The sequence below is a fragment of the Proteus penneri genome (assembly GCF_022369495.1).
Taxonomy (GTDB): Bacteria; Pseudomonadota; Gammaproteobacteria; order Enterobacterales; family Enterobacteriaceae; genus Proteus; species Proteus penneri.
In genome coordinates this window covers 2,053,510-2,068,120 of the sequence record NZ_CP059690.1, presented here as the reverse complement: position 1 = coordinate 2,068,120, position 14,611 = coordinate 2,053,510, and the positions used below count along the sequence as shown (strand labels likewise).

Sequence of the window (14,611 nt, the reverse complement as noted above, 5' to 3'; positions counted from 1 at the left end):
TACAACTATTATTGTAAAGAGGTATGAATGAAGCGCGCAGTGATCACGGGTCTGGGTATTGTTTCGAGCATTGGTAATAACCAGAAAGAAGTGCTGGATTCTTTAAAAGAAGGTCGTTCCGGGATAACTTTCTCAGAAGAATTTAAAGAGATGGGGCTTCGTAGCCACATTTGGGGCAACGTTAAGCTTGATACTGAAGGTCTTATTGACCGTAAAATCCGCCGTTTTATGAGCGACGCATCGGTTTATGCCTATTTATCTATGCAAGAAGCGATAGCAGATTCAGGTCTGAGTGAAGACCAAGTTTCTAATATTCGTTCAGGTTTAGTCGTAGGGTCTGGTGGTGGTTCTCCACGTAATCAGGTTCAAGGTTCTGATGGCATGAGAGCAAAAGGTCTACGTGGCGTAGGTCCTTATATGGTGACTCGTGCAATGGCATCGGGTGTTTCAGCGTGTTTAGCAACACCTTTTAAAATTAAAGGTGTTAACTATTCAATCAGTTCTGCATGTTCAACATCAGCACACTGTATTGGTCATGCCGTTGAGCTTATCCAATTAGGCAAACAAGACGTTGTGTTTGCAGGTGGTGGCGAAGAGTTAAGTTGGGAAATGACCTGCGAATTTGACGCAATGGGCGCACTTTCAACCAAATATAACGACACACCAAGTAAAGCTTCCCGTACTTACGATAAAAACCGTGATGGTTTTGTTATCGCTGGTGGTGGCGGTATTGTGGTTGTTGAAGAGTTAGAGCACGCATTAGCGCGTGGCGCACATATTTATGCTGAAGTTGTGGGTTATGGTGCAACTTCCGATGGTGCAGATATGGTTGCTCCTTCAGGTGAAGGTGCTGTGCGTTGTATGCAAATGGCAATGCAAGATGTTGAGAAAGTTGATTACATCAATACCCATGGTACTTCAACGCCAGTGGGTGATTTAAAAGAGTTGGAAGCTATCACTGAAGTATTTGGTACACATACACCAGCTATTTCAGCCACTAAAGCGATGACTGGCCACTCATTAGGTGCGGCTGGTGTACATGAAGCAATTTATAGCTTATTGATGTTAGAGCACGGTTTTATTGCACCAAGCATTAATATTGAAGAATTAGACGATAAAGCACAAGGTATGAATATCATTACTCAGCCAACAGAACAGAAGTTGGAGACTGTAATGTCAAATAGCTTTGGTTTTGGTGGTACTAATGCTTCATTAGTCATGAGTAAATATAAAAATTAGTTGGTTATACTTATACTTTCTTATTAAAAAAGCAGGCTTCATTTTAATGGAGTCTGCCTTTTTATTTTAAAATCACAAGTTAAAATAAATTATTATTCTAATAAAGATACTTTTCGCATAAAAAAATATTTAAAAAAGATTATATAAATAATCTTTAAAAAGCCTTTCTAATAGTTACTTATTTTTATTATTCTAAAAAATAGATGGTTTTTTATAACTAATTGTTTTAAATGATTAAATAAAGTCAATTGTGTTTTATTTCAATCGTTTGATTTTATTGTAACTAAAATCACTAAATGTTTTGTTTTATATGAAGTTAGGTTAATAGAAAGGGCTAATAGGACAAAAAGAGCTGTAAAAAATTGATCTGGATTATTTTATTATGAATAAGTAGAAGCTATTTAATATAAAAGTTGGTAATGTTTGCTACGGATACTTGTATTACTTTATATTTTATACTTTGATTTCTTGTGTCAGTTTTATTTATTAAACCGAACATTATGAATGTGACCGGCTAAGAATTTAGCCGGCATTTTTTATTGTTGTCTTTTTGACATTGACTCACATCTCCTGATGACAATCTGCTTTTTTTTGAGCAGACTGACGTCGGAAATTTAGTGGTGTTCTAAGTTGTTGCACTAAGAGCACACCTAGTAACACAATCCCCCCACCCATTAAGTGATAACTATGCATTTCTTCACCAAGAAGTGCGATAGCAATCATTGCAGTAAATAATGGCATTAGGTTCATAAAAATAGAGGTTGTGTTTGCACCTAATTTCATCACACCTAAAATCCACAGATAAGGTGCAAGAATAGAAGCTCCGATACCTGCAAAGATAACCAATCCAATATTATCTTTTGTTAATGCAACACTTTCGGCAAGAAAGAAGTTTGGCAATAATAACAGAACACCAAATCCAATTTGCACATAAAGTGATTGCCAGTTAGGTAGTGTGATTGACCATCGTTTTGTTAATACACCATAAAGAGCGTATGACGCCGAAGCTATAAACATCATCAATTCACCATAACCCAAGCCTTGGGAAAGTAACTGAGAGGGTTCGCCACGGCTAATTAGCCAAACTAAGCCACTAATTGAAAGCACAGTGCCTAAAACAATACCTACCGTAGGTACAACACGTAAAACAAAAATACTAATAATGACGGTTAATAATGGGATAAGAGAATTTAGTATCCCCATAAATGTTGCGCTAACATAATGTGCAGCATAATAAGCCAAACTCTGGTACATCACCATTCCTAATGCACCAAGAATAAATAATTTCCACCAATATTGTTTGACGGTTTTACGATGATGCCAAACTGGCATAATCAAAAAAGGTGTCATAATTAAAAAGGCGAGAAACCAACGATAAAAAGAGATAGCCGCAGGATCGATAACAGACGCAGCTGCTTTATTTACGACGGCATTAATGGACCAGATCAGTACCGCTAAAAGCGGAAATATTGCGTTTTTCATTGTTCTCACATCTATTTTTAAACCAGGTTGCTATTGTAAGCTTGTCTGATTAGATATATATAATGAAAACCAGACAACAGATAGGCCAATAAAGACAACATGACAAGAGAACAACATAACGATGACAATTGAACAACAAAAAATGCAATGGTTATTGTCTGATCCAGATACAGTCCGATTTCGTGATGAGCAACTATTAGCTGAAACTGAGTTTGTTTATCATCAGCATGACTTTGGTCAGTTACTTTATGTGATCTCTGGTGTCATGGATTTAGAAGCCGGAGGACAGCGGTTTTTAGCACCACCAGAATTTAGTGTATGGATCCCAAAAAATATAGGGCACGCTAGTTACAATAAAAAAACACTCTCTTTTAAAGTGCTAGATATCGCGCCAAGCTGGTGTGATGGATTATTAGATAAACCTTGTTTGATCCAATTAAGTGCTATTTTTTCAACCATATTTTCCGACTTCTTTCATCGTGGTGTGTGTAAACCACAAACAGAAGAAGATTTTCGCTTAGCCCAAGTATTGATTGATCAACTTAAAGTTTCGCCAATACATCATACTTACTTACCCTCTTCTAAAGATAAATTACTTGCTCCCATACTTTCTGTATTAGAGCAGGATCCAGCGGATAATACCTCATTAGAAGAATGGGCTAAAAAACGTTATACCTCAGAAAGAACACTCTCTCGCCGTTGCCAACAAGAATTAGGTATGTCATTTAGTGAATGGCGTAAACGTCTACGCTTTTTACATGCAATTTCTTTACTAGAGCAAGGGAAAAGTGTGAATGAAATTGCATTTGATGTTGGATATAGCTCTTCATCTTCTTTTATTGCGATGTTTCAACAATTTGCTGGTACAACACCCGAACGTTTTCGTCGATTACCTAATTGTTAAGCTTTCTTTTCATTTATTTACTTAAAATCTAGGTGGATTTTACTGTCAATAATAGGCTTTGCGGTGAATAAGTGGCAAAATAGACCGCTTAATTTTATTTTTCGATTGATTGTTTACACACATAAATACCAAATCAGTGAGATAACACCGTGAAAATTCTGGTTGATGAAAATATGCCTTATGCGGAACAACTTTTCCGCCAATTAGGTGAGGTAAAAGCTGTTTCTGGGCGCCCATTACCTACTGATGAGCTTAATGATTCTGATGCCTTAATGGTGAGATCAATTACTAAAGTCAATGAATCCTTATTATCAGGCAAGCCAGTGAAATTTGTTGGAACGGCGACTGCGGGTTTCGATCATGTCGATATTTCATGGTTAGAACAGCAACAAATTGGTTTTTCATCAGCCCCAGGCTGTAATGCTATTGCGGTCGTTGAATATGTGTTTTCGGCACTGATGATGCTAGCAGAGCAAGATGGCTTCCAATTAACCGATAAAGTCGTCGGTATTGTGGGGGTGGGAAATGTAGGTGGACGGTTAGCTACACGTTTACGTGCATTGGGTGTCAATGTATTACTTTGCGATCCACCTAGAGCAGATAATGGTGATAATGAAGAATTTCATTCATTGGAAACGCTATTAGAAAAAGCGGACATTCTGACTTTCCATACACCTCTCAATAAATCAGGTCCATACAAAAGTTATCATTTAATTAATGAGAGCAACCTCGAAAAATTACCTGAAGGACGTATTTTAATTAATGCGAGTCGTGGCGAGGTTGTTGATAATCAAGCATTATTGTCTGTACTCGAGAAAGGTAAATCTTTACGTGTGGTATTAGATGTTTGGGAGCCAGAGCCTGATCTTTCTATTGAATTATTAAATAAAGTCGATATAGGTACCCCACATATTGCGGGTTATACCTTAGAAGGCAAAGCACGCGGTACAACACAAGTATTTGAGGCTTACTGTGATTTTATTGGACAGCCTCAACAAGTTGAATTATCAACCTTGTTGCCAGCACCGACTATTTCAATAATTTCAATACAAGGTGAGTTAACACAAACACTTTTAAAACAACTGATCCACCTTGTTTATGATGTGCGTCGTGATGATGCGCCATTACGAAAGGTAGCAGGTATAAAAGGGGAGTTTGATAAATTACGCAAACTTTATCCTGTACGTCGTGAATGGTCTTCACTACATGTAATTTGTGATAACCAAACCACGGCCAATACATTAAGTGCGATTGGTTTTAGTGCTACATACAAAAGTGCGACACGCAAATAAAGCACAACATTATTTTTAAAATTTATGGTATTGGAGGATATCTTATGGGAGAAGGTTGGAATATCGCAGTTGTTGGTGCAACAGGCGCTGTTGGTGAAGCGATTTTAGAACTGCTACAAGAGCGTGAATTTCCCATTGGTGAACTGACGGCAATCGCAAGTGAAGACAGTATTGGAAAATCAGTGCGTGTAAACAGTAAAAGTGTTGCTGTTCAAGGTATTTACAATATCGAATGGGCAGATATTCAATTAGCTTTTTTTGCGGCGCCAACAGAAATCAGTGCGCAATACGCACAACAAGCCGCTGATGCTGGCTGTATTGTTATTGATTGTAGTGGCATCTTTGCAATGGATTGGGATGTGCCATTGGTTGTTCCTGGTGTGAACAGTGCAATGCTAGCGGAATATCGTACGCGTAATATTGTTTCTATTGCTGATAGCATGGTGAGCCAATTATTACGTGCCATTAATCCACTAACAGAGTCTGCGGGTTTAACGCGCCTTAGTGTGACTAACTTAATGTCTGTTTCTCGTTTTGGGAAACAAGCCGTAGATGAACTCGCAGGGCAAAGTGCTCGTTTACTTAACGGTATTCCTCCTGAATTAGGCCGTTTTAATAAGCAATTGGCATTTAATATTTTACCTTTAATGGTTGATGACGAAGGTTCTATACAAGAAGAGCGTCGTATGGTTGATCAAATTCGTAAAATTTTACAAGATGAAGGCTTGCCAATTTCTGTGACTACACTGCAAGCGCCTGTTTTCTATGGTAATGCACAGTCAGTACAATTAGAAACCTCACGCCCAATGGGAAGTGATGAAGCACGTGAAACATTACAAGAAAGTGAAGATCTTAATATCAGTGATGAAAATGATTTTCCAACACAAGTCACTGATGCATCTGGTAATGTGAGTTTGAATTTAGGCTGTTTCCGTAATGATTATGGTATGCAAGAAGCTTTGCAATTTTGGTCAGTAGCAGATAACGTGCGCTTTGGCGGGGCATTAATGGCTGTTGAAGTAGCAGAGCAATTAATGCAGGAGCAGTTTTACTAATGAATGCGCAAGTGAGTGCTGAAGTGGCAGAACAGCCTTTGACTGAGTCAGCGGTTACTTCTGAAAGCACAACAATCAAAATTGCTTTAGGCGTTGAATATGATGGTAGTTGCTATTATGGCTGGCAACGCCAAAATGAAGTGCGCAGTGTACAAGAACGGCTAGAAAAAGCACTTTCACAAGTGGCTAATGAGCCTATATCTGTGTTTTGTGCGGGAAGAACTGATGCTGGCGTACATGCAACGGGACAAGTTGTCCATTTTGAAACAACTGCGCACCGCAAAGATCCCGCATGGACAATGGGAGTTAACACTCATTTACCTGCGGATATCGCTGTACGTTGGGTAAAAACAGTTGCTGATGATTTTCATGCTCGCTTTAGTGCAACGGCAAGACGTTATCGCTATGTTATTTTTAATCATCGCTATCGTCCCGCTATATTATCATCTGGAGTGACGCATTTTCATTACCCTTTAGATGCTGAGCGTATGCACCAAGCTGCGCAATGTTTACTGGGTGAAAACGATTTTACCTCTTTTAGAGCCGTTCAATGTCAATCGCGAACGCCATGGCGTAACGTTATGCATATCAATGTTTCTCGATATGGTGACTATGTTGTTGTGGACATTAAAGCGAATGCGTTTGTTCATCATATGGTGAGAAATATTGTTGGCAGCCTTTTAGAAATAGGGTGTGGCAATCAGGATATTACTTGGATGGCTGAATTATTAGCCTTAAAAGACAGAACTAAAGCCGCTGCAACAGCTAAAGCGAATGGATTGTATTTAGTTTCTGTGGATTATCCTGATCATTTTGAATTACCAAAACCTGCAATGGGCCCACTATTTTTAGCGGATAACCCTATTGAGATATCTCAATCATAAAGACACCCAGTTTTCTGAGGATTTATGGATATATTAACGCAATTTGTTGATCTGATAAAATTTCTAATTGATTTTATTTTACATATTGATGCGCATTTAGCAGAGCTTGTCGCGCAATATGGTACATGGGTCTATGCCATTTTGTTTCTAATTGTTTTTTGTGAAACAGGGCTTGTGGTAACACCTTTCTTACCTGGAGACTCCTTATTATTCGTTGCTGGCGCTTTAGCTTCATTAGAAACCAATGATGTGAATGTCCATATTATGGTTTTACTGCTACTTTGTGCTGCCATTTTAGGTGATGCAGTAAACTATTCTATAGGGCGACTTTTTGGCGAAAAGCTATTTAGTAAGCCTAATTCACGTATTTTCCGTCGTGAATATCTGGATAAGACCCATGCTTTTTATGAAAAACATGGTGGTAAGGCGATTATTTTGGCAAGATTCGTGCCGATTATCCGAACTTTTGCGCCATTCGTTGCAGGAATGGGAAAAATGTCATATCGTCATTTTGCCTTTTATAATGTTACTGGGGCAATTGCATGGGTACTGCTATTTACTTATGCGGGATACTTTTTTGGTGACTTAGATATAGTTCAAAAGAACTTAAAATTGCTAATTGTTGCCATTATTGTTATTTCTATTTTACCGGGCGTCATTGAGATCATACGCCATCGCAGAGCGAGCGCAAAAGCGAAGAAAGAAAGTGATAGCAAAGAGGTTTGAGCAGTTATCATTAGTTTTTGCCGTAGAATAGCCATAATAAAGAGATGCGCTGAAATTCAGTAAGCGGTATCATCATAAACTTTGCTAACCACACAGCCAGTGCATTGTGGTTGATACGCTCACAATAATTTTACTGGCGAAGGTCAGATTCAGACGAAAAGGTCCGTTAATGAGCTGGATTGAAAAAATTCTAAATAAAAGCACTATCACAAGTTCACGTAAAGCCAATATCCCGGAAGGGGTTTGGACTAAATGTGATAGCTGTGGACAGGTACTCTATCGCGCAGAATTAGAGCGTAATTTAGAGGTTTGTCCTAAATGTGATCACCATATGCGCATTTCAGCGCGCCGTCGCCTTGAGACTTTCCTTGATACAGGAAGCACAACAGAATTAGGTAGCGAATTAGAACCTAAAGATATTCTGAAATTCCGCGACTCTAAAAAATATAAAGACAGAATTAGCGCTGCTCAAAAACAAACGCAAGAAAAAGATGCATTAGTTGTTATGAAAGGAACGCTAAAAAAGATGCCAGTTGTTGCTGCATCCTTTGAGTTTGCGTTTATGGGTGGTTCAATGGCTTCTGTTGTAGGGGCGCGTTTTGTTCGTGCTGTTGAACAAGCACTAGAAGATAACTGCCCATTAGTTTGCTTCTCTGCAAGTGGTGGCGCTCGTATGCAAGAAGCGCTGATGTCATTAATGCAAATGGCAAAAACCAGTGCAGCATTAGCAAAAATGCAGGAACGTGGCTTACCTTATATTTCTGTCATGACTGACCCTACAATGGGGGGCGTTTCTGCAAGTCTAGCGATGTTAGGTGATATCAATGTTGCTGAACCTAAAGCACTGATTGGTTTTGCAGGTCCTCGAGTTATTGAGCAAACAGTACGTGAAAAGCTACCTGCTGGTTTCCAACGTAGTGAGTTCCTACTAGAAAAAGGGGCGATTGATATGATTATTCGCCGCCCTGAAATGCGTGATGAACTAGCTGAATTACTGGCTAAGCTGACTCAGTATGATTTAGTCGAAGATGAAGATGAAATCATTAGTGAAGAAATGATTGCTGATGAAATTGAATCTACAGATAACGAGCCAGAAATTAACATCGAAACGAATAAAAAAGAAGATGTCTAATATCATAACTGCTCCTAAAGCCACATCGCCTTTGTCGGTGTGGCTTTCTTATCTTGAACATTTACACTCCAGCGCTATTGATATGGGGTTAGAACGAGTAGGCAAGGTAGGAAAAATATTAAATGTGTTACGTCCTGCACCTAAGGTAATCACTGTCTCAGGTACAAATGGAAAAGGCACAACCTGTCATATGCTCGAATCAATCTTGATGGCATCAGGATTGAAAGTCGGCGTTTATAGTTCCCCTCATCTTGTGCGTTATACAGAACGCGTTCGTATTCAAGGCAAAGAACTTTCCGAAGGTGCTTTTTGCGAAGTTTTTGCAGAAATTGAACAAGCTAGAGGCGATATTTCGCTGACTTTTTTTGAATATGGCACTCTGGCTGCGCTGAAGCTATTTCAACAAGCGCAACTTGATGTGGTTATTCTTGAGGTAGGATTAGGTGGCCGATTAGATGCAACGAATATCGTTGATGCAGATATTGCGGCTATCACTAGTATTGCACTCGATCATACGGATTGGTTAGGTGCAGATAGAGAACATATTGGTCACGAGAAAGCCGGTATTTTCCGTGCTAATCACTACGCTGTTGTGGGTGAACCGGATATGCCTCATTCCATAGCCCAAGTTGCCAATGAAAAACACGCTAAGCTTTTCCGTCGAGGAACGGATTGGTCTTTTGCTATTGAAGGTGAGCACTGGCATTGGCGTTGTGTTGACTGTGAATTTGATGCGTTACCAATCCCTAATATTCCGCTAGCCAATGCGGCGACAGCGATGGGAGTTATTCGTTGCTTGCTCAGATCTGATGACAAAGTCAGCCAAGCAATAACAGAACAAAGTATTGTCGAAGGCATGTCCCGTGCACAATTACCGGGGCGTTTTCAGGTAATTTCGCAACATCCTCTGGTTATCTTTGATGTGGCTCATAATCCTCATGCTGCAGGATATTTAGCGGAAAAATTATCACAATTACCACAAAAATCTGATACTCAGGTGCGTATTGTTGTTGGTATGCTGGGTGATAAAGATATTGCAGGAACATTAGCGTGCTTAACACCATTAGCTGATCATTGGTATGTCGCTCCACTTAATGAGTTTCGTGGTGCTTCTGCTGAGGTGTTAGCTCAGCATCTTGATAAGCCAATGGTATTCGATAGTGTTGAAAATGCATGGCAACAAGCAATCTCTGATGCTGCTCCTAATGATATTGTTGTGGTTTGTGGCTCATTTCATACAGTCGCACATATAATGGAACTTTTGGAAAAGGAGAGTGTGGGTGGCAAGTAAATTTCAAAATCGCTTAGTCGGTGCCGTTGTATTGGTGGCAGTGGGAGTTATTTTTTTACCTGCTCTACTCGACGGCGATAAGAAATATAACGAAGACCAGTTCGCCTCTATTCCTTTAGTACCTAAACCAGGCGATGAGCAAGAAATAGAATCTATCGCCCCGATAGAGCAAACCTCTGTGCCTTCTACTCCATCAGAAGGTGCATCTGAAGGTATGCTTTCTGAAGCAGTGACTGGCGTTGAGCAACCTACCGTTACAACACCTGAATCACCCGCTGTTGTACCTGTTACACCAGTAGAACCACCACAACAACCAACGCCTACACCAGAGCCTCCAACTGTGGTGACTCCACCAGTACAACCACCAACACCGCCAGTGCAAGAAACTAAGCCACCGAAAGGCGAAGCTTGGGTTGTTCAATTAGGTGCGTTGAAAAATGCGGCGAAGGTAGAAGAAATTATTGCGAAAATGCATTTCTCAGGTTATCCAGTATATACCATACCCGCCCGCCCAGTTGCAGGACAAGTGACTCGAATTTACATTGGCCCTAGTGCATCTAAGTCAGAATTACAGGCTATTTTGCCTCATTTAAAAGAGCTTACGGGTTTACAAGGTGAGGTAAGGGCATATAAGCCTTAATTTTTTCTAAACGAGTCATCAGATGAGTAATGTAACAAAGCGTTAACTTATTGCGGCGATTATGATTTTTCATATCGCCGTAAATTATTTTGAAATTAGCGAAAATTAGCATTACGCAAACGTTTTCGTTTTCTGTTAGAATGCTTCCGTATTAATGCGGAGCATCATTATTGGATAAAGAATTTATGGTCTGGATAGATTACGCCATCATTGCCATTATTGGTTTTTCCGCATTAGTCAGCCTGATCCGTGGCTTTGTTCGTGAAGCATTGTCACTCATCACCTGGGGTTGTGGTTTCTTTGTTGCTAGTCAGTTTTATCCTTATCTTGCCGTCTATTTTACCCGGTTTGAAGATGAGCTGGTTCGTAACGGGATTGCAATAGTCACGTTATTTATTGCGACACTGATTGTCGGTGCTGTTGTGAATTATGTGATTAGCTCTCTTGTTCAACGCACAGGGTTATCAGGTACAGATCGTGTATTGGGGGTCTGTTTCGGGGCTTTAAGAGGCGTGCTGATAGTTTCAGCATTACTTTTTGTTTTAGGCGCGTTTACGCCTATGGCAGATAGCGCTGATTGGCAACGTTCTGAGCTTATTCCTCAATTCAACCATATTATTAGGTGGTTCTTTGACTACCTACAAAATGCGTCAAGTTTCGTGTCGGAGAGAATATAACCTCTCCGTCTGGCTGATGAGGATCTATTCATGTGCGGTATTGTCGGTATCGCTGGAGCTAATCCAGTAAACCAATCAATTTATGATGCGTTAACGGTGTTACAACACCGAGGTCAAGATGCAGCAGGCATTGCAACGATAGACGGTAACAATGGTTTCCGTCTTCGCAAAGCAAACGGACTGGTTAAAGATGTGTTCGAAACCCGTCATATGTTGCGTTTAAAAGGTACTATCGGGATAGGGCATGTCCGTTACCCAACAGCGGGTAGTTCTAGTGCATCAGAAGCGCAGCCTTTTTATGTGAATTCCCCTTTTGGTATTACGTTGGCGCATAATGGTAATTTAACCAATGCGCATTTATTACGTCGCCAATTATTTGAAACAGCGCGTCGCCATATCAATACCACCTCTGATTCTGAAATCCTGCTCAATGTATTGGCATATGAATTAGACCGTTTTGACCATTTCCCGCTTGAGCCTGATAATATTTTTGCAGCCGTTGCGGCAATGCATAAAAAACTCCGCGGTGCTTATGCTTGTGTTGCTTTGATTATCGGCCATGGTTTACTGGCTTTTCGTGATCCCTTTGGTATCCGTCCTTTAGTATTGGGTAAACGCACCTTAGAAGATGGTCGCCATGAATATATGGTCGCATCTGAAAGTGTTGCGCTTGATACTTTAGGTTTTGAATTCTTGCGTGATGTTGCACCGGGTGAGGCGATTTATATCACAGAGCAAGGGCAACTCTTTACTCGCCAATGTGCCGAAAATCCGCAATTAATTCCTTGTTTATTTGAGTATGTTTATTTTGCTCGTCCTGATTCGTTTATCGATAAAATTTCAGTTTATAATGCACGTTTACGTATGGGGCAGAAATTAGGCGCTAAAATTGCCAAAGAGTGGGATGATTTACACATTGATGTTGTGATCCCCATTCCTGAAACATCTTGCGATATAGCCTTAGAAATTGCGCATATTCTCAACAAACCTTATCGCCAAGGTTTTGTCAAGAATCGCTATGTTGGTCGTACTTTTATTATGCCAGGTCAGCAAGAGCGTCGTAAGTCAGTGAGACGTAAACTGAATGCAAATCGTGCAGAGTTTCGTGATAAAAATGTTCTGTTGATTGATGATTCCATTGTACGTGGCACCACATCAGAGCAAATCGTCGAACTCGCAAGAGAAGCGGGTGCGAAGAAAGTCTATTTTGCCTCAGCAGCGCCAGAAGTTCGCTTCCCGAATGTGTATGGTATTGATATGCCAAATGCCAATGAGCTTATTGCCCATGGACGTGAAGTGGATGAAATTCGTAAATTAATTGGTGCTGATGGACTTATTTTCCAAGATCTCACTGATTTAATCGCTGCGGTACAAGAAGAGAATCCTGATATCACTCAGTTTGAATGCTCTGTATTTGATGGTGTTTATGTTACGAAAGATATCGACCAAGATTACTTGGATTATTTAGAAAATCTACGTCGTGATGATGAACATAAAATTCGTGATCAGAATGAAATAGAAAATTTGGAAATCTATAACGAAGGCTAATTTTTCGGTAAGATATCTCCCTTATAAAGCGTCGATGTCAGTGTGTTCTGCATCGACGCTTGTTTTTTGAGGGTTAATCATCATAATGATTAACAAAGATATATATTCTGAGGATTATAATGAAAAAGCTGATAGTTGGGCTAACCGGCGCCAGTGGTGCAATTTACGGTATACGTTTATTAGAGATACTAAAATCTGTGCCGTCAGTTGAAACCCATCTAGTGATTAGCCAAGCTGCACGCCGTACTATTTCATTAGAAACCGATTATTCGCTAAAAGATATTCATGCTTTAGCGGATGTGATTTATGACGATCGTGATATTGGTGCATCTATCTCTTCTGGCTCATTTCGTGTCAATGGAATGGTCATATTACCTTGTTCTATCAAAAGTTTGTCAAGTATTGTTCATAGTTATACAGATACCTTAGTCACTCGTGCAGCTGATGTCGTACTTAAAGAAGGGCGTAAACTAGTCTTATGTGTGCGTGAAACACCGCTTCATTTAGGGCATTTACGATTGATGACACAAGCATCTGAACTAGGTGCAGTGATTATGCCACCAGTTCCAGCTTTCTATTTTCAGCCTAAAACTATTGATGATATTGTTAATCAAACAGTTAATCGTGTGCTTGATCAATTTGAGATTGATTTACCTGATGATTTATTTCAACGGTGGGAAGGGGATAAACCTGCTCGCTAAAGATATTCGTCATACTTCAAGATGCAACGTAGTCAACAACGTTGCATCTTGAATTATTTAGAGTATTTATTCCAACTGATTGAGAATAGAAAAAGAGATTATTTTTCTGTGGTAATAATATCTTTTAATGCCTCTTCTAAGTGTGGGTAACGAAATTCAAAGCCAGCACTGAGTAATTTTTCAGGTATAGCTTGTTGCCCGCCTAACACCAATGTAGCGCTTTCTCCCATCACTAGACGTAATACACTTTCAGGAACTGTCATTAAGGCTGGGCGATTAAAAACTTTTCCTAATAGACGAGTAAATTCTTTATTTTGTACTGGGTTAGGTGCTGTTAAGTTAAAAGCGCCTTTAGCATCTTGAGTATTAAGCAAGAAAATAATTGCACTGACCATATCATCAATATGGATCCACGGCATATATTGTTTTCCACTTCCCAATTTGCCACCTAATCCTAATTTAAAGGGTTTACTCATTTTAGGTAGTGCGCCACCGAGAGTTGAAAGTACAATCCCTGTACGCAACAAGCAAACTCGAGTTAATGGTGTTTGAGCTTCAAGTGCAATGCGTTCCCATTTAGCACAAAGCTCATGTGTAAATTCAGGATTTGCAGGCGTCTCTTCTGTGACTCTAGTATCACCTTGATCACCATAAAAACCTACGGCGGAGCCAGAAATAAAAACAGCGGGTGGGGAGTCGCTAGCATTAATCAAATCAACCAATTTCTGGGTTAAATGACAACGACTATTAATCAGTTTCTGTTTTTGAGAGGGTGTCCAACGTTTATCAGCAATAGGCTCTCCAGCAAGATTAATGACGGCATCAAACTCATTAAGATCCTGTTTATCGTTGAGTTGAGTCCAGCAGGTGATTTCATTACAAAAATGCGAATAAACTTTTTGAGGCGAACGAGAAAGCACCGTAATATCATTCTTGGCGAGTGCTAGCTCACAAACTAATGCTTTGCCTATTAATCCTGTACCACCAGTGATAAGTATTTTCATCACAATCCTCCTGATCTGCTTGCTTGATAAAGAATA

General features: G+C 39.8%; 14 protein-coding genes. 12 read left to right on the top strand and 2 right to left on the bottom strand.

What is annotated here, in order from left to right; genetic code table 11:
* Positions 1-27 precede the first annotated feature (27 nt).
* Entirely contained in the window at positions 28-1,239 is a 1,212-nt protein-coding gene (gene fabB, locus H1225_RS09425) for a beta-ketoacyl-ACP synthase I (protein ID WP_006533354.1), read from the top strand.
* Positions 1,240-1,800: 561 nt separating this feature from the next.
* Here the strand turns inward: fabB and H1225_RS09420 are convergent.
* Complete coding sequence (locus H1225_RS09420; protein WP_161724912.1) at positions 1,801-2,721, bottom strand: DMT family transporter; 921 nt, start codon at positions 2,719-2,721, stop codon at positions 1,801-1,803.
* Positions 2,722-2,842: 121 nt separating this feature from the next.
* On the opposite strand from H1225_RS09420, the gene H1225_RS09415 reads away from it, so the two are divergent.
* The 11 genes from H1225_RS09415 (at position 2,843) to H1225_RS09365 (ending at position 13,571) form a co-directional block, all read left to right on the top strand.
* Positions 2,843-3,625, top strand: a complete 783-nt coding sequence (locus H1225_RS09415; RefSeq protein ID WP_072063200.1) for an AraC family transcriptional regulator — start codon at positions 2,843-2,845, stop codon at positions 3,623-3,625.
* Positions 3,626-3,774: 149 nt separating this feature from the next.
* Positions 3,775-4,917 carry a 4-phosphoerythronate dehydrogenase PdxB gene (pdxB, locus tag H1225_RS09410; RefSeq protein ID WP_239739093.1) on the top strand — a complete coding sequence of 381 codons (1,143 nt, stop codon included), beginning with the start codon at positions 3,775-3,777 and terminating at the stop codon, positions 4,915-4,917.
* A 44-nt stretch (positions 4,918-4,961) separates the two neighbouring features.
* Positions 4,962-5,972 carry an aspartate-semialdehyde dehydrogenase gene (locus H1225_RS09405; RefSeq protein ID WP_239739092.1) on the top strand — a complete coding sequence of 337 codons (1,011 nt, stop codon included), beginning with the start codon at positions 4,962-4,964 and terminating at the stop codon, positions 5,970-5,972.
* Entirely contained in the window at positions 5,972-6,856 is an 885-nt protein-coding gene (truA, locus tag H1225_RS09400) for a tRNA pseudouridine(38-40) synthase TruA (protein ID WP_239739091.1), read from the top strand. The genes H1225_RS09405 and truA overlap by 1 nt, the downstream gene beginning before the upstream one ends.
* 24 nt (positions 6,857-6,880) lie before the next feature.
* Positions 6,881-7,582: a DedA family protein gene (locus H1225_RS09395; protein ID WP_109399883.1), complete on the top strand. Its 702-nt coding sequence runs from the start codon at positions 6,881-6,883 to the stop codon at positions 7,580-7,582.
* Positions 7,583-7,751: 169 nt separating this feature from the next.
* A complete protein-coding gene (gene accD / locus H1225_RS09390) occupies positions 7,752-8,714 on the top strand; it encodes an acetyl-CoA carboxylase, carboxyltransferase subunit beta (RefSeq protein WP_072063195.1) in 963 nt (320 codons plus the stop codon).
* Positions 8,707-10,005 (top strand): bifunctional tetrahydrofolate synthase/dihydrofolate synthase, encoded by a 1,299-nt coding sequence (gene folC, locus H1225_RS09385; RefSeq protein ID WP_239739090.1) that lies wholly within the window; start codon positions 8,707-8,709, stop codon positions 10,003-10,005. Before accD ends, folC begins: the two co-directional genes overlap by 8 nt.
* Positions 9,995-10,645, top strand: coding sequence for a cell division protein DedD (gene dedD, locus H1225_RS09380; protein WP_239739089.1), 651 nt, complete (start codon positions 9,995-9,997; stop codon positions 10,643-10,645). The genes folC and dedD overlap by 11 nt, the downstream gene beginning before the upstream one ends.
* 185 nt (positions 10,646-10,830) lie before the next feature.
* On the top strand, positions 10,831-11,322 hold the full coding sequence (cvpA, locus tag H1225_RS09375) for a colicin V production protein (protein ID WP_023581692.1): 492 nt from the start codon (positions 10,831-10,833) through the stop codon (positions 11,320-11,322).
* 30 nt (positions 11,323-11,352) lie between these two features.
* Positions 11,353-12,870 (top strand): amidophosphoribosyltransferase, encoded by a 1,518-nt coding sequence (gene purF, locus H1225_RS09370; protein WP_109847238.1) that lies wholly within the window; start codon positions 11,353-11,355, stop codon positions 12,868-12,870.
* 119 nt (positions 12,871-12,989) lie between these two features.
* On the top strand, positions 12,990-13,571 hold the full coding sequence (locus tag H1225_RS09365) for a UbiX family flavin prenyltransferase (RefSeq protein ID WP_239739088.1): 582 nt from the start codon (positions 12,990-12,992) through the stop codon (positions 13,569-13,571).
* A 98-nt stretch (positions 13,572-13,669) separates the two neighbouring features.
* On the opposite strand, the gene H1225_RS09360 is transcribed toward H1225_RS09365, so the two are convergent.
* Positions 13,670-14,575 carry a TIGR01777 family oxidoreductase gene (locus H1225_RS09360; RefSeq protein WP_161707301.1) on the bottom strand — a complete coding sequence of 302 codons (906 nt, stop codon included), beginning with the start codon at positions 14,573-14,575 and terminating at the stop codon, positions 13,670-13,672.
* Between the last annotated feature and the right edge of the window lie 36 nt (positions 14,576-14,611).

Bases quoted from the DNA above. Each gene is read 5' to 3' on its own strand.
- fabB (WP_006533354.1), top strand. From the start codon at position 28: ATGAAGCGCGCAGTGATCACGGGTCTGGGTATTGTTTCGAGCATTGGT.
- H1225_RS09415 (WP_072063200.1), top strand. From the start codon at position 2,843: ATGACAATTGAACAACAAAAAATGCAATGGTTATTGTCTGATCCAGAT.
- H1225_RS09365 (WP_239739088.1), top strand. From the start codon at position 12,990: ATGAAAAAGCTGATAGTTGGGCTAACCGGCGCCAGTGGTGCAATTTAC.
- cvpA (WP_023581692.1), top strand. From the start codon at position 10,831: ATGGTCTGGATAGATTACGCCATCATTGCCATTATTGGTTTTTCCGCA.
- H1225_RS09395 (WP_109399883.1), top strand. From the start codon at position 6,881: ATGGATATATTAACGCAATTTGTTGATCTGATAAAATTTCTAATTGAT.
- purF (WP_109847238.1), top strand. From the start codon at position 11,353: ATGTGCGGTATTGTCGGTATCGCTGGAGCTAATCCAGTAAACCAATCA.
- H1225_RS09360 (WP_161707301.1), bottom strand. From the start codon at position 14,575: ATGAAAATACTTATCACTGGTGGTACAGGATTAATAGGCAAAGCATTA.
- accD (WP_072063195.1), top strand. From the start codon at position 7,752: ATGAGCTGGATTGAAAAAATTCTAAATAAAAGCACTATCACAAGTTCA.
- H1225_RS09420 (WP_161724912.1), bottom strand. From the start codon at position 2,721: ATGAAAAACGCAATATTTCCGCTTTTAGCGGTACTGATCTGGTCCATT.
- truA (WP_239739091.1), top strand. From the start codon at position 5,972: ATGAATGCGCAAGTGAGTGCTGAAGTGGCAGAACAGCCTTTGACTGAG.
- folC (WP_239739090.1), top strand. From the start codon at position 8,707: ATGTCTAATATCATAACTGCTCCTAAAGCCACATCGCCTTTGTCGGTG.
- H1225_RS09405 (WP_239739092.1), top strand. From the start codon at position 4,962: ATGGGAGAAGGTTGGAATATCGCAGTTGTTGGTGCAACAGGCGCTGTT.